The organism is Anaerotaenia torta (assembly GCF_050433395.1).
GTDB classification, from domain to species: domain Bacteria; phylum Bacillota; class Clostridia; order Lachnospirales; family Lachnospiraceae; genus Mobilitalea; species Mobilitalea torta.
In genome coordinates, this window is record NZ_JBNPXH010000001.1 from 161,875 (window position 1) to 181,863 (window position 19,989).

The window sequence follows — 19,989 nt, forward strand, 5'->3', positions numbered from 1 at the left end:
TAATAGAATGAAAAAGAAATTATTATTTTTAGTTTTAAGCCTAAGCGTCATGACGCTGGCATGGGGATGCGGAAAGAAGAATATAGGGGACGGATTACAGCCTGATAATACGAATACGGAAGTAACTCCGGGGGCGGACAGCGATAATTCCGAAGGAGACAGCACTGTACCGGAAGCTCCGGTAAAGGAAGCCTATGAAGTGGATGACTACATCACACTGGGTGACTATAAGGGGCTTACTGTAACCTATACGAAGCGTGAAGTAACGGATACGGATGTAGAGGATGCAATTCAGGATGAACTGAATGCAAATGCGGAGGAAAAAGAAGTAACAGACCGCGCGGTTCAGACCGGTGATACGGTTAATCTTGACTATGAAGGCTTAAAGGATGGCGTTGCCTTTGAAGGCGGTACGGCCCAGGGCTTTGACCTGGAGATCGGTTCCAACCAGTTTATTGACGGCTTCGAGGAAGGACTGATCGGTGCCAAGGTGGGAGACGAGCTGGCGCTGGATCTTACATTTCCCAGCCCGTATGAGAGAAATCCCGATCTGGCGGGACAACCTGTAGTTTTTAATGTAAAGGTTAATGCCATTAAGGTTTCCATAGTTCCTGAATTAACCGAGGACTATGTAAAGGACAATACGGATTATGATAGTATAGCTGCATATAAGGAAGCGATCCGTGCGGACCTGGTGGAAGAGAATGAGGATGCGATGAGGAATGAGAAGGCCACGAATCTGCTGACCGCCATCATTGAGAACTCTACGATTTCATCCTACCCACAGTCACTGCTTGACTATTATTCGTACGAGCTGGAAAGCTCTTATACACAGTATGCGGCCATGTTTGGGTATAGCCTGGAGGACTTTGTTTCTCTTAACGGTATCACAATGGAGGATTTTGAGGCAGATATGAAGTCCCTTGCAGAAAGCAGAGCCGCGCAGGAACTGGTGCTTGTTGCAATTATTAAGGCTGAGAAGCTGGATATTACAGAGGATGAATACAAGAAGGGCATCGCGGATTTTGTGGATCAATATGGCTATGAGTCCGAGGAACAGTTCTTACAGTATGCCACAGAAGAGCAGATCAGGGAAAGCCTGACCTGGGAAAAGGCGGTTGATTTTATTATCGGACAGTCTGTAGAGGCTTAAGATAGAAAGTTAACCGGCCGAAGCAGGGTATCTAATGAAAAGGTAGAATGGAATGATTAGAGATTATTTACCCATCAGCATGGAGGATATGAAACGGAGGGAATGGGAGCAGTGCGACTTTGTCTATGTGACAGGGGATGCTTATGTGGACCATCCTTCCTTTGGTCCGGCTATTATCAGCAGAGTATTGGAAAGCCACGGATACCGGGTTGGTATCATTCCTCAGCCGGACTGGAAGGACAGCGAGAGCATCACGGTTCTTGGAGAGCCAAGACTGGGATTTCTGGTAAGCGGCGGAAACATGGATTCCATGGTCAACCATTATTCTGTTGCTAAGAGAAGGCGGCAGACCGACGCGTATTCTCCCGGCGGGGAGATGGGAAGAAGGCCGGATCATGCGACAGTTGTTTATGGCAATTTGATCCGGAAGAAATATAAACAGGTACCGATTATTATCGGCGGAATAGAAGCGAGCTTAAGAAGGCTTGCCCATTACGATTATTGGAGTGATAAGGTGAAGCGGTCAATCCTGTTGGATTCCCAGGCGGATATCATCTCTTACGGAATGGGCGAGCTTTCCGTCGTGGAGATAGCGGAGGCCTTGGACAGCGGGATAGCGATCAGGGATATCACCTTTATTAACGGCACTGTCTTCAAGGCCAAAAGCCTGGATTCGGTCTATGATGCAGTGATGCTGCCCAGCTATGAGGATATTGCCGCGAGCAAGAGAGAATTTGCCCGGAGCTTCCAAATCCAATACTCCAATACGGATCCCTTTTCCGGGAAACGTCTGGTGGAATCCTATGGAGAAAAGGAATATGTGGTGCAGAATCCCCCGGCCAGACCCTTGACTCAGGCGGAGATGGACCGGGTATATTCCCTTCCTTATATGAGAAGTTATCATCCCTCCTATGAGGAGGCAGGGGGAATCCCTGCAATTGAAGAGATTAAGTTCAGTCTGGCCAGCAGCCGGGGATGCTTCGGAGGCTGCAATTATTGTGCACTGACCTTCCATCAGGGAAGAATTCTTCAGACAAGAAGCCATGAGTCCATTCTGTCCGAGGCGAATCAGCTGATCTGGGAACCGGATTTTAAAGGATACATCCATGATGTGGGAGGACCGACCGCGAATTTCCGCCATGCTGCCTGTGAGAAGCAGGGGACGAAAGGGGCCTGTATCAATAAGCAATGCTTGTTTCCTGAGCCCTGCAAGAGTCTGAAGGTAGATCACAGCGATTATCTGAATCTGCTGCGCAAGCTCAGAAGTCTGCCCCGGGTTAAGAAGGTATTTATCCGTTCCGGTATCCGGTTCGACTATCTCATGGCGGATAAGGACGATCAGTTCCTGGCAGAGCTTTGTGAGCATCATGTCAGCGGTCAGCTGAAGGTAGCACCGGAGCATATCAGTGACAGTGTTCTGACGCTGATGGGGAAGCCGGACAATGCCGTATATGAGAAGTTCCAGGAGAGATATAAGAAGATGAATCAGAGGCTGGGGAAGAACCAGTTTATTGTGCCCTATCTGATTTCCTCCCACCCCGGTTCCACGCTGAAGGAGGCAATTGAGCTGGCAGAGTATCTCAGGGATCTGGGATATATGCCGGAACAGGTTCAGGATTTCTATCCTACCCCCTCCACCATCTCCACCTGTATGTACTATACCGGACTGGATCCCAGGACCCTGCGGGAGGTATATGTGCCCAAATCCCCCCATGAGAAGGCGATGCAGCGTGCACTGATCCAATACCGCAATCCGAAGAATTATGAGCTGGTAGCAGAAGCCCTAAGAAAGGCCGGGCGTATGGATCTGATCGGCTTTGATAAGAAATGTCTGATCCGTCCCAGACAGCTTTCCAGAGAAAAGCAAGGGGCAGAGGCCGTAAAGCAGGGAGCCGAGAAGGGAAAACGGCGGACAGAAGGAACGAAGCAGAGAAGCGGACAAAGGACAGAAAGAGAGCAGCAGGGAAGCGGACAAAGGATAGAAGGGTCGAAGCAGAGGAGCGGACAAAGGATAGAAAGAGAAAAGCAGAGAAGCAGACAAAGGACAGAAAGAGAGCAGCAGGGACAGAAAGTAGCAGCTGCGGGGAGAGACCGGCAGGGGAGAATGGACAGAAGCAGTAAAGCGAAAGGACCGGTCCAGGAAAGATCTAAGAATCTGGGAAGGCCAGGAGGATCCCGTTCATCCGGCAAATCGCAGAAACAAAAAAGCAGGCACTAAAATACCCTGCTCCTAAGGAAAGTTCTTGACATCGGATGGTTCCAATGATATACTACGCAAGGAATCTGTTTCATAATGAATTGATTTAAAGTTAATTTAAGGATGAATCAGCTCTTGGTCTAAGGGACTAAGAGCTGTTTTTACGGTGTGCTGTGTGTCTCTGGAATGGATACATTCCTGCGGGTAATAATAACAGTGATAGAACAACGGGCGGCACGCTTTTCGAACCACTCTTATATCAAATCAGAGGATTGGGCAGCAGACTATTTATAGAAAGAAAGAGGAAGATATTGAATGGAAACAACAAAATTTGAAATGTTAGATTTGAATCCTGCTATTCTCCGTGCAGTTGAGGAGATGGGATTTGAAGAGATGTCGCCTATACAGGCGAAGGCAATTCCGGTAATTCTGGAGGGTAAGGATGTAGTGGGGCAAGCACAGACAGGAACGGGCAAGACTGCTGCGTTTGGAATACCCTTGCTGCAGAAGGTGAATCCGAAGGAACGGCAGCTTCAGGCCGTTGTGCTATGCCCTACCAGGGAGCTGGCAATTCAGGTAGCGGAAGAGATCCGGAAGCTGGCGGCTTTTATGCATGGGATTAAGATCCTTCCTGTTTACGGCGGACAGGAGATTGCAAAACAGATACGTTCCTTGAAGTCGGGTGTACAGATTATCATCGGTACGCCGGGACGGGTAATGGATCATATGAGAAGAAAGACGGTCAAATTTGACTTTGTGAATACGGTAATCCTGGACGAGGCGGATGAGATGCTGAACATGGGATTCCGGGAAGATATTGAAACCATCTTAAGCCAGGTTCCGGAGGAAAGGCAGACTGTATTATTTTCTGCTACCATGCCCGGACCGATTCTGGAGATTGCCCGGACCTATCAAAAGAATGCCCAGACGATCCGCGTGGTTAAGAAGGAGCTGACGGTTCCCAAGATTGAGCAATATTATTATGAGGTTACCCATAGAAATAAGGAGGATGTATTGTCCCGCCTTCTGGATATGTATAATCCGAAGCTTTCCCTGATCTTTTGCAATACCAAGAAGCAGGTGGATGAGCTTACGGCGGCGCTTCAGGGAAGAGGATATTTTGCCGAGGGGCTTCACGGTGATCTGAAGCAGCAGCAGAGGGATAGGGTAATGCATAGCTTTCGCAACGGAAGAACAGAGATTCTTGTAGCAACGGATGTGGCGGCCAGGGGAATCGACGTGGATGATGTGGAGGCGGTATTCAACTATGATGTTCCCCAGGATGATGAATACTATGTCCATCGTATCGGACGTACCGGCCGGGCCGGGCGGGAAGGAAGAGCCTTTACGCTGGTGGTAGGCAGGGAAATCTATAAGCTGAAGGATATTATGAGATACTGCAACACCAAGGTGAAGGTTCAGCCAATTCCTTCCCTGAATGATGTGACAGCGGTCAAGGCAGATAAGATTCTGGACCGGGTAAAGGAGCTCATCCTCAATGAGGATTTATCCAAATATATCGATCGGATCGAAGAGAGATTAAACGAAGAGGACTTCACCTCCCTGGATCTTGCGGCTGCTTTCCTTAAGATGAGCATGGGAGAGGACCTGAGCAGGCCGGAAGAGGAAAAAGGCCGGGAGGACTTCGGCGATACCGGTGCGGAGGCTGGAATGGTAAGGCTCTTCGTCAATCTCGGTAAGAAGCAGAATGTAAGGCCGGGAGACATCCTCGGAGCGATTGCCGGCGAGACCGGCATGCCCGGAAAGCTCATCGGCTCCATCGATATGTACGACAAGTACACCTTCGTGGAGGTGCCCAGAGAGTACGCCTCCGATGTCATCCAGGTCATGAAATCAGCAAAAATCAAAGGAAAGACCATCAATATCGAACCGGCAAACCGTAAGTAGGAACTGAACTGGTAGAATTCTTATCTTGACGAGGCACTCTAAAGAGTTTATAATAATAATTACTATTATTGATAGGAGTGTATTTATTATGGCAGTCAATAAGTACAGCAGACAGCGGGAGGCCATTAAAGAATATTTAATGCAAACGAAGGAGCATCCGACCGCTGACACCGTTTATATGAATATAAGGGCAACACATCCGAACATCAGCCTTGGAACCGTCTACCGCAATTTGAATTTGCTGGCGGAGCAGGGGGAAATACTAAAGATAAATTGTCAGGATGGCAGTGACCGTTTTGACGCCAACCCGGATCCACATTATCATTTTATTTGTAAAGAATGCGGTAAGGTAATGGATCTTGAAATGGAGTCCATTGATCATATTATTAATGCTGCAGGAAAGGGCTTTGGGGGCAAGGTCGAAGGACATGTCACCTATTTCCATGGTTTATGCCCTGATTGTAATATGTGACAGTGTAAAAGGATGCTACCAAAAGGCTTGGAGTGATATGAATTTTCATAATACTCCGGGCCTTTTTGAGTTTAGTGGAACCGCTGAGTCTGTGGCAGGGAGGAGGGCATGGTGCTCCCTCACACACGGAATGGAAGACATATGACTGGATTTGTATGTCACCATCGTACAAAAATGTTCGTTTGTGCTATACAAATCCAATCACATCTCTTACATACAGTGCATTATGGGAGCACCATGCCCTCCTCCCTGCCACAGGCTCAACGGTTATTGTTTAATGAAGATATTAGAAAAAAAGTTTAAAAAGGGTGTTGACAAACAGTTAATCAAGTAGTATCATATAAATACAGTAATGATAACTATTACTGATATTAAAAATACATAAATTGTGACAGTAAAGGGAGATTTTCATCATGAAGAAGTTTGTTTGCCAGGTATGCGGTTATGTTCACGAAGGAGACAGTGCACCGGATGCATGTCCTATCTGTAGGGCAGCGAAAGAGAAGTTTACCGAGAAGTCGGATGATATGTTTTGGGCTGATGAGCATGTGGTAGGAGTTGCCCAGGGTGTCAGCGAGGATATCATTAAGGATTTAAGAGACAACTATATGGGTGAATGCACGGAAGTCGGAATGTATCTCGCAATGGCAAGAGTGGCCCACAGAGAAGGTTACCCGGAGATTGGAATGTATTATGAGAAAGCGGCCTGGGAAGAGGCAGAGCACGCGGCGAAGTTTGCAGAGCTCCTTGGTGAGGTTGTAACAAACAGCACGAAGAAAAATCTTCAGATGAGAGTGGACGCAGAGAACGGTGCATGTATGGGTAAGAAGGATCTGGCGGTGCGTGCCAAGGCGGCTAATCTGGATGCAATTCATGACACGGTTCATGAGATGGCGAAGGATGAAGCCAGACACGGTAAGGCGTTCCAGGGTCTGCTTCAGAGATATTTCAATAAATAGAGAAGGGATCTCCCAGAGAGAGCTTCCCAATGAATTTGCTTACATCTAAAGTATATATAACCCCTCATTATATATACTCCCCTTATATATTGTTCCCAGAGTAAAGATAGCCCCTGTGAAAACAGGGGCTATCTTTTTGGGTACTATGATCCGATCTTATTCACGGATCTCTTTACATAGGTGGTATGGAGGATATCATGGGCCTTATGGCTTCCCGGCTTCCCGAGATAATCATTGTAAAGGGCCTTGATCGCCTCATTTTCATGAGATTTTCTAACCTCCATCCGGGCATCCTGGTCATACAGGGCCTTTGCACGCAGTGCTCTGATGTCGGTGAAGTTTCTTACCACGCCGGGCTGCTGGGGCTGTCCGCCGCCGTTTACACAGCCGCCGGGGCATCCCATGATCTCGATGAAGTGGTAATCGGCTCTGCCGGCCTTCACATCCTCCAGAAGCTTTCTGGCATTGGCAAGACCGGAAGCTACCGCTACATTAACCTTCAGGCCGGCAGCCTGGTAGGTTGCTTCCTTAATGCCCATGGTTCCGCGAACTTCCTTGAAGTCAGGGCTGGAAAGCTCCTCACCGGTAATGGTCTCCACTGCCGTTCTGAGGGCTGCCTCCATAACACCGCCGGTAGCGCCGAAGATTACACTCGCTCCGGTGGATCTGCCCAGGGGATCGTCGAAGCTCTCATCCGGCAGGGACAGGAAGTTGATGCCCACACGTTCGATCATTCTGGCAAGCTCACGGGTGGTGATGGAGATGTCCACATCGGGAACGCCCGCAGCGTTCTGATCCTCTCTGCCGATCTCGAACTTCTTCGCCGTACAGGGCATAACGCTGACCATAACAATCTTCTTAGGATCAATATTGTTCTTCTCAGCATAATAGGTCTTGGTGATGGCACCGAACATCTGCTGAGGAGATTTACAGCTGGATACATTATCAAGCATCTCAGGGAAATAATGCTCGCAGAACTTAACCCAGCCGGGGGAACAGGAGGTAATCAGAGGCAGCTTGCCGCCGTTCTGAATTCTGTCGATCAGCTCATTGGCTTCCTCCATAATGGTTAAGTCAGCGGCAAAATCGGTATCGAATACCTTGTCAAAGCCCAAGCGGCGAAGGGCTGCCACCATCTTGCCCTCTACATTGGTGCCGATGGGGAGACCGAAGGACTCACCGAGAGCGGCACGTACAGAAGGTGCGGACTGGACAATTACATATTTGTCGGGATCTGCAAGGGCTGCAAATACCTCATCGGTATAATCCTTCTCCAGCAGTGCGCCGGTGGGACATACGGCGATACACTGACCGCAGGATACACAGCTGGTCTCGCCCAGACCCATGTTAAAGGCACAGGAAATATTGGTATCAAAGCCGCGCTCATTGGCGCCGATGACACCGATGCCCTGAATGGTATCACAGACTGCGGAACAGCGTCTGCAAAGAATACATTTGTTATCGTCACGAACCATATGGGAAGAGCTGTTGTCCAGTGTATAGTGGGTGCGCTCTCCGTCATACAGGTACTCATCCTGTACATTCAGGTCATTGCAGAGCTTCTGGAGCTCGCAGTTGCCGCTGCGCACACAGGAGAGACATTTTCTGTCATGGTCGGACAGGATCAGTTCCAGGGTTTTCTTACGGGATGAAAGAACCTTGGGTGAATTGGTGATAATTTCAATACCCTCCGAAATCGGGTACATACAGGCTGCAACAAGGCTCCGGGCACCCTTGACTTCTACGACGCAGATACGGCAGGCGCCGATCTCATTGATATCCTTCAGAAAGCAGAGGGTGGGAATATCGATGCAGGCAAGCTTTGCTGCTTCTAATATGGTAGCGCCTTTAGGGGCTTGCATTGGCATGCCGTTTATTTTAATATTAACCGTTTCCATTTAAATCCTCCTATAATAATCGATATGGCCAGCATCCGTTATTTCTTGAAAATAGCGCCGAACTTACATTTTTCCATACAAGCGCCGCACTTGATGCATTTGCTCTGGTCAATGATATGGATCTCCTTCACCTTACCTTCGATGGCATTGCTGGGGCAGACTCTTGCACAGAGGGTACAGCCCTTACATTTATCAGCGTCGATGATGTAGGAAAGAAGGGCCTTACATACACCGGAGGGACATTTTTTATCCACTACATGGGTAACATACTCATCCCTGAAATAGCGCAGGGTTGACAATACCGGATTAGGAGCAGTCTGGCCCAGGCCGCAGAGTGCATTCTCCTTGATATAGTAGCAAAGATCCTCTAGCTTATCCAGATCCGCCATGGTACCCTGTCCCTTTGTGATCTTATCCAGAATTTCATAGAGACGCTTGGTTCCGATACGGCAGGGAGTACACTTTCCGCAGGACTCATCCACGGTGAATTCCAGGAAGAACTTGGCGATATCAACCATGCAATTGTCCTCATCCATTACAATCAGACCGCCGGAGCCCATCATGGAGCCGATGCTGATGAGATTGTCATAGTCAATGGGAATATCAAAATGCTCTGCGGGGATACATCCGCCAGAGGGGCCGCCGGTCTGGGCTGCCTTGAACTTCTTGCCGTTAGGGATGCCGCCGCCGATCTCCTCGATTACTTCACGAAGGGGGGTTCCCATAGGAATCTCCACAAGGCCGGTGTTGTTGATCTTACCGCCCAGGGCAAATACCTTGGTTCCCTTGGACTTCTCGGTACCCATGGAAGAGAACCATTCGGGACCGTTGAGAATAATCTGAGGAATATTCGCGTAGGTTTCTACATTATTTAAAATAGTAGGCTTCTGGAACAGGCCCTTTTGAGCGGGGAACGGAGGACGGGGACGGGGTTCGCCGCGGTTGCCCTCGATGGAGGTCATAAGCGCTGTTTCCTCACCGCACACAAAGGCGCCGGCTCCAAGTCTCAGCTCAATATCAAAATCGAAATCGCTGCCGAAGATACCCTTGCCTAACAATCCGTATTCTCTTGCCTGATTGATGGCAATCTCCAGACGATCAACCGCGATGGGATATTCCGCACGAATATAGATATAGCCCTGGGAAGCCCCGATGGCATAACCGGCAATGGCCATAGCCTCCAGTACTACATGGGGATCACCCTCCAGCACGGAACGGTCCATGAAAGCGCCCGGATCGCCTTCGTCGGCATTACAGCATACATATTTCTGGTCGGCATCATTTCCCTTCGCCAGCTTCCACTTTAAGCCGGTGGGGAAACCGCCGCCGCCCCGGCCTCTCAGACCGCTGTCCAGAAGCGTCTGGATAACCTGGTCGGGGGTATATTCGGTCAAAACACGGCCCAGTGCCTCATAGCCGCCGGTTCCGATATATTCATCAATATTCTCAGGATTGATTACACCGCAGTTGCGGAGAGCAATTCTGTGCTGCTTCTTATAGAAATCCGTGTCATTCAGGGAACGGAGTCCGTCCTCGGTTACCATCTCCCTGTAAAGCAGACGGGGTACAATACGGCCCTTCAGCAAATGCTCGGATACGATCTCGGGAATGTCATCCTCCTTAACCATGGCATAGAAGGTTGCTTCCGGATATATAATTACAATGGGTCCCAGGGCGCAGAGGCCGTGACAGCCGGTCTGTACTACGGAAACCTCGTCCTTCAGACCGTTTTTCTGAATTTCTGCCTGCAGGGATTCGATGATTTTGATGCTTCCAGAGGAAGTACATCCGGTACCACCGCAAACCAATACGTGTGAACGATACATTATGTGCCCTCCTTCTGATTAGCCGAGTACTTCGGCAATCGTATATTTAGTGACAACCTCACCGTGGATTAAATGAGAGTTTACGACATCAAGTGCTTTTTCGGGAGTCATTTTTACATAGGTGACTTTATCCTTGCCGGGCTCCAGTACTTCTACGATGGGCTCATACTGGCATAATCCGATGCATCCTGTCTGTGTGACAGCCACATTGGTAAGCCCCCTGGATTGAACTGCATCAGAAAGCGCGGTAAGAACCGGACGTGCGCCGCTGGCAATGCCGCAGGTAGCCATTCCTACAATAACACGGGTCTGGTCACTGGATTCACTGCGGATTCCGATCTGGCCCTGCATCTTTTCTCTGATTGCTTTCAGCTCTTCGAGAGATTTCATAGTTTATCCTCCTTCGATAATACATGATTATCGGAACATGCTTCTGTTCTGATAATATATAAGCGTAAGATTTTTTAAAATGGAGTTAAGAAAACCTACACGGGATAACCGCCGTCCGTTTCGTACTGGTTTTCTTTCAGGTATTCCTTGATATAATCAGAGACCTCCGGGGTATTGAAGGGCACGCCGCCGAGAATCTGGCGGAATTCCCTGGTGTCCAGGGTGAATTCCCTGTCGTGGAACTGATACCGGTAGAGAAAATCGATCTGAGTATTCAAGGTAATTAACGTATGTATTGTACTGTTCATATCACCAAGGGGCATACGGTCAATGTGGGATAATCCGAATTCTGCCACAACTCTGGTTCCCGTTCCGGGAACGGATTCTATCCGGAAGGAGCCTCCGCTGCACTGGGCAGCCATCTTGAAAAAGGGCACTCCCAGACCCACCTTTCTTGTGGTACGGGTTGTGAAGAAGGGATCTTCCACCTGCCGGATCTGGTCTTCGGTCATTCCGCAGCCGTTGTCGGCGATGGTGATGATGAGTTTATCCTGGTCTCTTTGTATCTGTATTATTATTTCAATCAGGTCCGCCCCGGCCCGGATTGAATTATTTGCGATATCCAATACATTCAGAGAGATTTCTGTCATCATAATACTATTCGTATTTTGCTAAAATACCTTGCAGATCATCAACGGTCAGCTTGCCGTATACATCCTCGTTGACCGTTAAGACCGGTGCAAGTCCGCAGGCGCCGATGCAGCGGCAGGATTCCAGGGAAAACTTACCGTCCTTTGTGCAGCCTCCGTCCTCTACGCCGAGAAGCTCCTGGAGCTTATTGAAAAGATCTCCGGCTCCCTTAACGTAACAGGCGGTCCCAAGGCATACGGAGATGTTGAACTTGCCCTTTGGATTCAGTGAAAATTGAGAATAGAATGTTACGATGCCGTAGACTTTCTCCAGGGGAACATTCAATTCGTTGGAAATGACGGTCTGTACTTCGATGGGAAGATAACCGTAGATATCCTGTGCCTTTTGCAGAATGGGCATCAGAGCGCCCTGCTGCTCCTTATGATCCGCGATGATCTTTAAGAGTTGGGCTTCCTGCTCTTTTGTTCCTGCAAATGGTACTGTGTTAATTTGCGATCCCATTTTTAAACCTCCTTAAGATAAATTGTGTCGCCACAAACAATTGACATTATATCATAAATGTGTTAAAAAATCTACAAAAATAATTAACAACCAAATGTATTATTGTGGGAATAAATATGTATAAGATGACTGACTTTCTCAGGGACAGGATCATGGAGGCATAACAGGCTGAACGGCAACTTTAAGAGGCTTGTATTCATAGATTGTAAACTTCAACAAATTGTATTATAATTATAGTTACCCCAATAGCGGGGAGAACTCTGGCAGATGTAAGAAAGGTGTACTAAATGGATGAATTAGATAAATTATGGATGAACGATTTGTTGATGTCGGCACCGGGGGGAATTGTTAAATTAGCAATGGATGATATGCTGACCATTCTATCTGCCTCTGACACCTTTTATTCCCTGGTGAGGAACATGGTGGAAAAGGGAGGGAAGGGGCCTCAGATGCTCCTTCGCATGGTATACTCCGGAGATGTGATTTTTGTGACCCAGCAGATTGCCTCCCAGAAGAATAGAAAAGACCGCATGATCAGCTTTCATTTTCGCAGTCTTCAGGAGGATGGCAGCTTTAAATGGATTCTGATTACGGGAAACCGAATACAGGAAACGTATTCGGTGGGGGCAAAGCCTGTCCCTGTATATGCCTGCATGACAGTTGATGTTACAAGCATCATGCTTCAGTATAAAGAACTGGAGCAGACGGTGGAGTATAACCGGGCAATTACCGAATTGTCCAAGGAATTATATTTTGAATATGAGATTGCTACGGATACCCTGAGCTTTTCGGAGATTTTCCGGGAGATATTCGGCAAGGATCCGGTGATATCCGGCTTTCGCAAGAGGCTGGAGAAAACAAAGATCATTCATCCGGATGAACTTCCGGCGGTAGTGGGAATATTCAACAGCGTAATGGGGGGAAGAAAACAGGTCCGGTTTGAAATGAGGCTGATTCCTAAGGATGGCAGGTCCTGCTGGTATATCTGCTATGCTTCCATTATTTTTGGAGAAAACCGCAACCCTCATAAGGTAGTAGGAAAGCTGGCACTGATTAATACAATGGAGAAGGCTTCGGAGGAGGAGCCGTATCAGCCGTCTATTGATACCTTGACCGGGGTTTGCACCAAGGAAGCCATGGAGGTTATGATTCAGGAGGCTCTTCATAAACAGGACTCGGATACCTTATCCGCGCTGATGCTGATCGATATCCGCAATTATAAGAATCTTAATGAAATCAAGAGGGCTATCCAGGGAGAGAATATTCTGACGACGGTGGGGACTCTATTAATAAGGCAGTTTCGTACTACAGATATTATCGGACGGGCGGGCCAGAGTGAGTTTGTGGTATTTATCAAAAACATTTCGGCGGATACCCTGATTTATAATAAAGCAGAACGGCTGTGCAAGGCATTGGAAGCGCTGCATCCCTATGCATATACCAAAAACGGTCTCACCGCCAGCATTGGAATTACCCTTCAGCGGGGCCGGCAGGAGTTTCAGACGGTTCTTGCCAATGCCAATACGGCACTTGTTATGGCTAAGAAGCTGCCGACCAGCTCCTTTGAAGTGTTCTGCGGGACAGCTGCAAACGTAAATCCTTAAAATGATGAAAGCGTTAAAAGGTGCTGCGTACGCTTTTTTATAAAATAAACGGAGGACTATATATGAACATTGAGGATATCAGATCGATACTGCAGGCGCAATATATTGTCGGAGAGGAATGGAAGGACAGGGAGGTTCACACTGCCTGCGGCTCTGACATGATGAGCGATGTCCTGGCATTTATGAAGGATCAGTCGGTATTGCTGACAGGGCTTTGCAATCTTCAGGTGATCCGTACCTGTGAGATGATGGACATTGTCTGCATTGTATTTGTCCGGGGCAAGATGCCGGATGAAGCAATGATTGAAATGGCAAGGGAAAAGGAGATTGTCATTTTATCCACGGAACACCGTATGTTTGCGGCTTGCGGTATGCTGTATGAAAAAGGCTTGCGAGGGGGTCCGGATTATAAATGAGTGACACAATACACATGTCCTACGTGGTTCCAGCGGGTGATTTCACACGGGCAGGGGAGGCTTCCAGCAGTCTGAAGAGCAGTCTGAAGAAGATGGGAGTGGCTCCGGAGATCGTGCGCAAGGTGGCGATTGCTATGTATGAAGGTGAAATCAATATGGTGATCCATGCTACCGGAGGCATTATCGATGTGATCGTATCCCCGGAGGAGATCGAGATGACCTTAAAGGATCAGGGACCGGGGATCACAGATATTGAGCTTGCCATGCAGGCGGGTTATTCCACGGCACCGGATAATATCCGTTCGCTGGGCTTTGGAGCCGGTATGGGATTGCCCAATATGAGAAAATACAGCGATGAGTTCAAGATTGAAAGTATCGTTGGAGTTGGAACTACGGTCGTGATGAAGATGAAGATGTAGTTTTCAATAAAGGGGCAAATTTCCTGCCCGCGGGAGTTTTAATGAAGGAAGGCATGTGCCTTCATGGAAATGGAGCGATATTCAGACCGACATGATATGTGATGAATGCCGGCATTTTGTCTGACGGAAGTATAAGGGGGGAAGAAACGATGGGTAAATTTTTTACTTCGGTCCGCTTGAAGGAAGACTTATGTATGGGATGCATTAATTGCATTAAACGCTGTCCCACGCAGGCCATCAGGGTAAGAAACGGGAAAGCGGTGATCACCAAGGAATTCTGTATTGATTGCGGGGAATGCATCCGCATTTGCCCTCATCATGCAAAGGAAGCTACCTATGACTCTCCCGATATCATGAAGAAATTTGAATATACGGTGGCACTGCCTGCACCGTCTCTTTACGGGCAGTTCAATTACCTGGAGGATGTTAATATCGTCCTCACTGCTCTGAAAAAAATGGGCTTTGATGATGTGTATGAGGTAAGCGGAGCGGCGGAGCTTGTCTCTGAGATGAGCAGAAAATATGTGGCGGAGCATAAGGAGAAATGGCCGGTAATCAGTACGGCCTGTCCCTCTGTTGTACGTTTAATACAAGTTCGTTTTCCCAATCTGATTGAACACCTGTTACCGATCAATGCACCGGTGGATCTGGCTGCTTCCATGGCAAAGGATAAAGCAATGGAAAAGACCGGACTTCCCAGGGAGAAGATCGGGATTATTTTTATCTCTCCCTGCCCGGCGAAGATGACGGCGGTAAAAGCGCCCATCGGCATTGACCACAGTGAAATAGACGGTGTTCTTGCCATTAAGGAGGTGTATCCGATTCTCCTGCCCTTAATGAAGCAGAGCATCGATGATGTGGAAGAGCTTAGCATATCGGGGCGGATCGGAATTGGATGGGGCAGCACCGGCGGGGAAGCCGCCAGCCTGCTTACGGATAATTATCTGGCCGCGGACGGGATCGAGAATGTCATCAAGATTCTGGAGGATCTGGAGGATCAGAAGTTTGACCGGCTGGAATTCATTGAGCTGAATGCCTGTGCGGGAGGCTGTGTGGGAGGCGTGCTGACCGTGGAGAATCCCTATCTGGCCAAGGTGAAGCTGAAACGGCTGCGGAAGTATCTCCCGGTGGCCTGTTCCCACTTGATCAGCGGTGCCCATGAGGATAAATTCTGGACCGGTGAAGTGGAGTATGAGCCGGTATTCAAGCTGGGGAAGGACATGAAGGAAAGCATTGCCAATATGACCAGGGTGGAAGAGCTGTGCGGGAGGTTCCCGGGTCTGGATTGCGGCTCCTGCGGAGCACCTACCTGTAAGGCTCTGGCAGAGGATATTGTCAGAGGGGTTGCGAAAGAAGAGGATTGCATCCATATCCTGAGGGATTATATCCATAAGCTTTCAGAAGAGATGCTGAAGCTGGACCGGATAAAGTAGTTCAGGGTTACAGAAGGAAGGATATAGTACATAAATTATCGCAGAAGAAATTGCTATAGAATAGATTACAGCAGAATAGATTACAGCAGAATACATTGCAGCAGAATACATTGCAGCAGAACAAAGGAAGCAGAACAAAGATTACAGAATAAAGACAGCAGAATAAAAGCAGCAGAAACAAAAAGCTGGGAAGGTAGAAGAATGAGGGTAAGAGAATTAATTCAGGATGGAAGCTTGAAACTGGTGAACGAGGGAGATAATACGGAACGGGAGATTTCCGTGCCCTATTGCTGTGACCTGCTGAGTGTTGCCATGAGCAGGATGCCTGCGGATTCGGCCTGGGTCACGGTAATGGGAAATGTCAATACGCTGGCGGTGGCTGCTCTGGCCGACGCGGCTTGTATTATCCTGGCAGAGGGAAGCCATCTGGACGAGGCGGCGCAGAGCAAGGCGAAGCAGCAGGGCATCACAGTCCTGGAGGCGGAGCTGCCCATTTTTGAAGTCGCCATGCTGGTCTACCAAAAGCTTCATGCATAAGCTGTTCTATGATCTTCATATCCATTCCTGCTTGTCTCCCTGCGGGGATGAGGATATGACACCCGGTAATATTGTGGGTATGTCGGCGTTAAAGGGCCTGGACATTATTGCGGTTACCGATCATAATTCCTGCCGGAACTGTCCGGCGGTCTTAAAGCTGGCGGAGGAATACGGCATTGCCGCCATACCTGGGATGGAGCTAACCACCATGGAGGAGGTTCATGCGCTGTGCTTGTTTGAAGCGCTTTCCGACGCACTCTGCTTTGATGAATATGTCTATTCCAAATTGATGAAAATACCCAATGAGGAGAGTATCTTCGGCAAGCAGGAGATCTGTGACGAGGAAGACCGGGTCACGGGCACGGAGCCTTTTCTTCTGATTAATGCCACGGACATCTCCTTTGATGATCTGGGTGCGCTGATGAAGGAGTACCGGGGCGTATATCTTCCCGCCCACATTGACAAAAGCTCCAACAGCCTGCTGTCCAATCTGGGTTTCATTGCGCCGGAGGCAGATTTTCAAGCGGCAGAGCTCGCCAATCCGGACAGGTATGAGGAGCTTAGCGGGAGGAATCCCTATCTGAAGCAATGCAGGATCATAACGAATTCGGATGCCCATGAGCTGGGGAGGATTCAGGAGGCGGTCAATTACCTGGAGTGTGAAAGCCGGTCCAGGCGGGATATACTGAAGGCAATTGCCGGAAACTATTGAAATCCTCCGATCATGTGCTATAATATTCAAGACGAGCCGCCAGGCCCGCCATATGAAACAGGAATAATGGAATTGATATAAAATGACTATAAACAAAGGAGTTTATGAGTATGGATTTAGTTGATGTAAGAGAATTGTTCCGGAACAAGGAGCAATATATTGGAAAGCAGGTATCCGTGGGAGGATGGATCCGAAGCGTCAGAGATTCCAAGACCTTCGGTTTTATTGTATTGAATGACGGTACCTATTTTGACACTTTGCAGGTGGTATATCATGATAAGCTGGAGAATTTTTCGGCGATCTCCAAGCTGAATGTGGGATCTGCAATTATTGTGAAGGGTCAGCTGGTAGCTACACCTGAGGCAAAGCAGCCTTTTGAAATCCAGGCGGAGGAGATTGTTCTGGAGGGCGCTTCCACAGCGGATTACCCGCTCCAGAAGAAGAGGCATACCTTGGAGTATCTGAGAACCCAGACCCATCTGCGTGCAAGAACCAACACCTTTCAGGCGGTGTTCCGTGTGCGTTCCTTAATCGCCTATGCGATTCACCAGTATTTTCAGGACAGGGATTTTGTCTATGTTCATACTCCGATTATCACCGGAAGCGACTGCGAGGGCGCCGGAGAGATGTTCCGGGTAACCACCCTTGATCTGGATAATCTGCCGAGAACTGCCGAGGGAGCAATTGACACGGAACAGGATTTCTTCGGAAAAGAAACCAATCTTACGGTAAGCGGGCAGCTAAACGGTGAGACCTATGCTATGGCGTTCAAAAATATCTACACCTTTGGACCCACCTTCCGTGCTGAGAATTCCAACACCACCCGTCATGCAGCCGAGTTCTGGATGATCGAGCCGGAGATTGCCTTCGCGGATCTGAAGGATGATATGGCTCTGGCAGAGGGAATGCTCAAATATGTAATAAGCTATGTGCTGGAGCATGCGCCCCTGGAGATGCAGTTCTTCAACCAATTCATCGATCAGGGCTTGTTAGAGCGGCTGCATCATGTGATAAATTCTGATTTCGGGCATGTTACCTATACGGAAGCGATCTCCATTCTGGAGAAGAACAATGATAATTTTGATTACAAGGTATATTGGGGCTGTGACCTCCAGACGGAGCATGAGCGCTATCTGACGGAACAGGTATACAAGAGGCCGGTATTTGTAACGGATTATCCGAAGGATATCAAGGCCTTCTATATGAAGCTCAACGAGGACAACAAGACCGTGGCGGCCATGGATCTGCTGGTTCCCGGCATCGGTGAGATCATCGGCGGAAGCCAGAGAGAGGATGATTACGACAAGCTGGTTCGCAGAATGGAAGAGATGAAGCTGAACAAAGAGGACTATGACTTCTATCTTGATCTGAGAAAATACGGTTCCGCCAGACATGCGGGCTTTGGGCTGGGCTTTGAGCGCTGCGTCATGTATCTGACAGGAATGGGGAATATCCGGGATGTAGTTCCCTTCCCCAGAACAGTGAATAACTGCGAGCTGTAGAGCAGGGGATTTTTTGAAGATTAAAAAAGAGATCGTTAAGCTATAAAATAAAAAGTCGATAGAATAAAAAAGGGCAGGCTGTTAGAATATGCAGCCTGCCCATCACTATAGCGATTACTCAGCAATACTGATTTCATAAACACAGGATAAGCCATCTCTTAAAAAAGAACGCTGTACCTTTGCGAATACTTCTCTCTCTAAAACCTTTGAAAACATTTTTCTGGCATAATGTGCCGAGCAATCGCAAAGTGCCGGAGATACTTTGCCCTGGAGCGCCGTTGTTATGGGGCATACGCAATAATCTTTATTCTCATCAACCAATAATCTTTTATTCTCACGATCAACACGAACAATCCATCCATATTCTCTATGCAGGAAATCAATGAAGCGATCCAAATCTCCAACGTATTTCTCAAGCAACTGATCCATATCATTTACCCTGTAATGTAAACCGGCACAACGCTCCAAACAAGCATGTTTTATTTCTGGAGAACAATTATCTTCTATTCCTTCTAACAGACAAGCCGCCCATTCAGCATGAAAATTCTCCATATCATTTCCTCCATTCGTTAGATGTTTTTCTGTAATAGATGACTTTTTTACTATACTACAATGGAATACTACTTTAAATGTATAGGTTGGAAGATAACATGTACATAATGCTATTCCGTCTAAAGCATAATCTTGCGCCATCGTACAAGCTTACGGTATAAAGCTTTCACAGATATTTATTTGCAGGTCCTGTTTTTATGCAGAAAAAAAGGACACGCTGCATCCTGACTGAAAATGTTAGTTTGCAACGCGCCCTTTTGTAACTGCTAAGACTTTATTTGTGGGGCTTAAGCTTTGGTACAATCGTATTCCGGTCAGGAAATATGATATGTTTTACCCTGTTCAGGGCGAACAGCAGCATCAGGCCAAGGAAGCCGGCGGCACACACCTCACCGAGTCCGACGGTAAGCATCATGTACGGGATAGAATCATTGGAAACAATGGTATACCGAAGAACCCAGGGGATGATCAATGCGTTGGCCACAATGGGAGGGATGGGTACCAGGTACTTATGACGCCTTAATTGATAGGATAGAATGGCTCCGATCAAAGTGGCCAGGGAACCGAATACCATATCCAGAACATGTGCACCGGACCATACAGCACTCAGAAAGCAGCCAAGGGTTACGCCGGGGATGGCAGCAGGAGTGAAGTAGGGAAGGATGGTCAGAGCCTCTGCGATTCTGAACTGGATGGGGCCGAAGGAACTGAACTGGAATACCAGCACCAGTACAGTATAGATGGCCGCAATAATAGCAGCCTCCGTGATGAATTGGATCTTTGTTTTGTTCATTCTTATTCTCCTTTAGTTTTGTTTTACGTGTGGAAGGTCTCGAACACACGGTTTTTATAGCCCAAA

At 48.1% G+C, this 19,989-nt stretch carries 19 protein-coding genes; 12 read left to right on the forward strand and 7 right to left on the reverse strand.

What is annotated here, in order from left to right; all coding sequences use genetic code 11:
* The first annotated feature begins 7 nt into the window (after positions 1-7).
* From tig to HNQ56_RS00755, 5 genes are all read left to right on the forward strand, one after another.
* Complete coding sequence (gene tig / locus HNQ56_RS00735; protein WP_429141779.1) at positions 8-1,153, forward strand: trigger factor; 1,146 nt, start codon at positions 8-10, stop codon at positions 1,151-1,153.
* A gap of 52 nt (positions 1,154-1,205) precedes the next feature.
* Positions 1,206-3,371, forward strand: a complete 2,166-nt coding sequence (locus HNQ56_RS00740; protein WP_429141781.1) for a YgiQ family radical SAM protein — start codon at positions 1,206-1,208, stop codon at positions 3,369-3,371.
* 294 nt (positions 3,372-3,665) lie between these two features.
* The gene (locus HNQ56_RS00745; protein WP_429141783.1) at positions 3,666-5,258 is read left to right on the forward strand and encodes a DEAD/DEAH box helicase; all 1,593 of its coding nucleotides are present in this window, start codon (positions 3,666-3,668) and stop codon (positions 5,256-5,258) included.
* An 88-nt stretch (positions 5,259-5,346) separates the two neighbouring features.
* Entirely contained in the window at positions 5,347-5,730 is a 384-nt protein-coding gene (locus tag HNQ56_RS00750; protein WP_429141785.1) for a Fur family transcriptional regulator, read from the forward strand.
* 413 nt (positions 5,731-6,143) lie between these two features.
* Positions 6,144-6,689 carry an NADH peroxidase gene (locus HNQ56_RS00755; RefSeq protein ID WP_429141787.1) on the forward strand — a complete coding sequence of 182 codons (546 nt, stop codon included), beginning with the start codon at positions 6,144-6,146 and terminating at the stop codon, positions 6,687-6,689.
* A 143-nt stretch (positions 6,690-6,832) separates the two neighbouring features.
* Here HNQ56_RS00755 and HNQ56_RS00760 read toward each other — a convergent pair whose 3' ends face one another.
* From HNQ56_RS00760 to HNQ56_RS00780, 5 genes are all read right to left on the reverse strand, one after another.
* Positions 6,833-8,587, reverse strand: a complete 1,755-nt coding sequence (locus HNQ56_RS00760) for an NADH-dependent [FeFe] hydrogenase, group A6 (RefSeq protein ID WP_429141789.1) — start codon at positions 8,585-8,587, stop codon at positions 6,833-6,835.
* Positions 8,588-8,625: 38 nt separating this feature from the next.
* On the reverse strand, positions 8,626-10,413 hold the full coding sequence (locus HNQ56_RS00765; RefSeq protein ID WP_429141791.1) for an NADH-ubiquinone oxidoreductase-F iron-sulfur binding region domain-containing protein: 1,788 nt from the start codon (positions 10,411-10,413) through the stop codon (positions 8,626-8,628).
* 18 nt (positions 10,414-10,431) lie between these two features.
* Entirely contained in the window at positions 10,432-10,803 is a 372-nt protein-coding gene (locus HNQ56_RS00770) for a (2Fe-2S) ferredoxin domain-containing protein (RefSeq protein WP_429141793.1), read from the reverse strand.
* A 95-nt stretch (positions 10,804-10,898) separates the two neighbouring features.
* Positions 10,899-11,456 carry an ATP-binding protein gene (locus tag HNQ56_RS00775; RefSeq protein WP_429141795.1) on the reverse strand — a complete coding sequence of 186 codons (558 nt, stop codon included), beginning with the start codon at positions 11,454-11,456 and terminating at the stop codon, positions 10,899-10,901.
* 4 nt (positions 11,457-11,460) lie between these two features.
* Positions 11,461-11,955 carry an NADH-quinone oxidoreductase subunit NuoE family protein gene (locus HNQ56_RS00780; RefSeq protein ID WP_429141796.1) on the reverse strand — a complete coding sequence of 165 codons (495 nt, stop codon included), beginning with the start codon at positions 11,953-11,955 and terminating at the stop codon, positions 11,461-11,463.
* Positions 11,956-12,242: 287 nt separating this feature from the next.
* On the opposite strand from HNQ56_RS00780, the gene HNQ56_RS00785 reads away from it, so the two are divergent.
* The 7 genes from HNQ56_RS00785 (at position 12,243) to asnS (ending at position 18,578) form a co-directional block, all read left to right on the forward strand.
* The gene (locus HNQ56_RS00785) at positions 12,243-13,559 is read left to right on the forward strand and encodes a sensor domain-containing diguanylate cyclase (protein WP_429141798.1); all 1,317 of its coding nucleotides are present in this window, start codon (positions 12,243-12,245) and stop codon (positions 13,557-13,559) included.
* Between the two features lie 62 nt (positions 13,560-13,621).
* Positions 13,622-13,975, forward strand: a complete 354-nt coding sequence (locus HNQ56_RS00790; protein WP_429141800.1) for a DRTGG domain-containing protein — start codon at positions 13,622-13,624, stop codon at positions 13,973-13,975.
* Positions 13,972-14,394, forward strand: coding sequence for an ATP-binding protein (locus HNQ56_RS00795; protein ID WP_429141802.1), 423 nt, complete (start codon positions 13,972-13,974; stop codon positions 14,392-14,394). The genes HNQ56_RS00790 and HNQ56_RS00795 overlap by 4 nt, the downstream gene beginning before the upstream one ends.
* A gap of 149 nt (positions 14,395-14,543) precedes the next feature.
* On the forward strand, positions 14,544-15,827 hold the full coding sequence (locus HNQ56_RS00800; protein ID WP_429141803.1) for a [Fe-Fe] hydrogenase large subunit C-terminal domain-containing protein: 1,284 nt from the start codon (positions 14,544-14,546) through the stop codon (positions 15,825-15,827).
* A 201-nt stretch (positions 15,828-16,028) separates the two neighbouring features.
* Positions 16,029-16,364: a DRTGG domain-containing protein gene (locus tag HNQ56_RS00805; RefSeq protein WP_429141805.1), complete on the forward strand. Its 336-nt coding sequence runs from the start codon at positions 16,029-16,031 to the stop codon at positions 16,362-16,364.
* Entirely contained in the window at positions 16,357-17,076 is a 720-nt protein-coding gene (locus HNQ56_RS00810) for a PHP domain-containing protein (protein WP_429142985.1), read from the forward strand. The genes HNQ56_RS00805 and HNQ56_RS00810 overlap by 8 nt, the downstream gene beginning before the upstream one ends.
* Positions 17,077-17,186: 110 nt before the next feature.
* Entirely contained in the window at positions 17,187-18,578 is a 1,392-nt protein-coding gene (gene asnS / locus HNQ56_RS00815; RefSeq protein WP_429141807.1) for an asparagine--tRNA ligase, read from the forward strand.
* Between the two features lie 114 nt (positions 18,579-18,692).
* On the opposite strand, the gene HNQ56_RS00820 is transcribed toward asnS, so the two are convergent.
* The gene (locus HNQ56_RS00820; protein ID WP_429141808.1) at positions 18,693-19,130 is read right to left on the reverse strand and encodes a hypothetical protein; all 438 of its coding nucleotides are present in this window, start codon (positions 19,128-19,130) and stop codon (positions 18,693-18,695) included.
* A 274-nt stretch (positions 19,131-19,404) separates the two neighbouring features.
* Entirely contained in the window at positions 19,405-19,929 is a 525-nt protein-coding gene (locus tag HNQ56_RS00825) for a QueT transporter family protein (protein WP_429142987.1), read from the reverse strand.
* Between the last annotated feature and the right edge of the window lie 60 nt (positions 19,930-19,989).

What these genes read in the sequence shown, in the direction of transcription:
- tig (WP_429141779.1), top strand. Translation starts at nt 8, where the DNA reads ATGAAAAAGAAATTATTATTTTTAGTTTTAAGCCTAAGCGTCATGACG.
- HNQ56_RS00740 (WP_429141781.1), top strand. Translation starts at nt 1,206, where the DNA reads ATGATTAGAGATTATTTACCCATCAGCATGGAGGATATGAAACGGAGG.
- HNQ56_RS00745 (WP_429141783.1), top strand. Translation starts at nt 3,666, where the DNA reads ATGGAAACAACAAAATTTGAAATGTTAGATTTGAATCCTGCTATTCTC.
- HNQ56_RS00750 (WP_429141785.1), top strand. Translation starts at nt 5,347, where the DNA reads ATGGCAGTCAATAAGTACAGCAGACAGCGGGAGGCCATTAAAGAATAT.
- HNQ56_RS00755 (WP_429141787.1), top strand. Translation starts at nt 6,144, where the DNA reads ATGAAGAAGTTTGTTTGCCAGGTATGCGGTTATGTTCACGAAGGAGAC.
- HNQ56_RS00760 (WP_429141789.1), bottom strand. Translation starts at nt 8,587, where the DNA reads ATGGAAACGGTTAATATTAAAATAAACGGCATGCCAATGCAAGCCCCT.
- HNQ56_RS00765 (WP_429141791.1), bottom strand. Translation starts at nt 10,413, where the DNA reads ATGTATCGTTCACACGTATTGGTTTGCGGTGGTACCGGATGTACTTCC.
- HNQ56_RS00770 (WP_429141793.1), bottom strand. Translation starts at nt 10,803, where the DNA reads ATGAAATCTCTCGAAGAGCTGAAAGCAATCAGAGAAAAGATGCAGGGC.
- HNQ56_RS00775 (WP_429141795.1), bottom strand. Translation starts at nt 11,456, where the DNA reads ATGATGACAGAAATCTCTCTGAATGTATTGGATATCGCAAATAATTCA.
- HNQ56_RS00780 (WP_429141796.1), bottom strand. Translation starts at nt 11,955, where the DNA reads ATGGGATCGCAAATTAACACAGTACCATTTGCAGGAACAAAAGAGCAG.
- HNQ56_RS00785 (WP_429141798.1), top strand. Translation starts at nt 12,243, where the DNA reads ATGGATGAATTAGATAAATTATGGATGAACGATTTGTTGATGTCGGCA.
- HNQ56_RS00790 (WP_429141800.1), top strand. Translation starts at nt 13,622, where the DNA reads ATGAACATTGAGGATATCAGATCGATACTGCAGGCGCAATATATTGTC.
- HNQ56_RS00795 (WP_429141802.1), top strand. Translation starts at nt 13,972, where the DNA reads ATGAGTGACACAATACACATGTCCTACGTGGTTCCAGCGGGTGATTTC.
- HNQ56_RS00800 (WP_429141803.1), top strand. Translation starts at nt 14,544, where the DNA reads ATGGGTAAATTTTTTACTTCGGTCCGCTTGAAGGAAGACTTATGTATG.
- HNQ56_RS00805 (WP_429141805.1), top strand. Translation starts at nt 16,029, where the DNA reads ATGAGGGTAAGAGAATTAATTCAGGATGGAAGCTTGAAACTGGTGAAC.
- HNQ56_RS00810 (WP_429142985.1), top strand. Translation starts at nt 16,357, where the DNA reads ATGCATAAGCTGTTCTATGATCTTCATATCCATTCCTGCTTGTCTCCC.
- asnS (WP_429141807.1), top strand. Translation starts at nt 17,187, where the DNA reads ATGGATTTAGTTGATGTAAGAGAATTGTTCCGGAACAAGGAGCAATAT.
- HNQ56_RS00820 (WP_429141808.1), bottom strand. Translation starts at nt 19,130, where the DNA reads ATGGAGAATTTTCATGCTGAATGGGCGGCTTGTCTGTTAGAAGGAATA.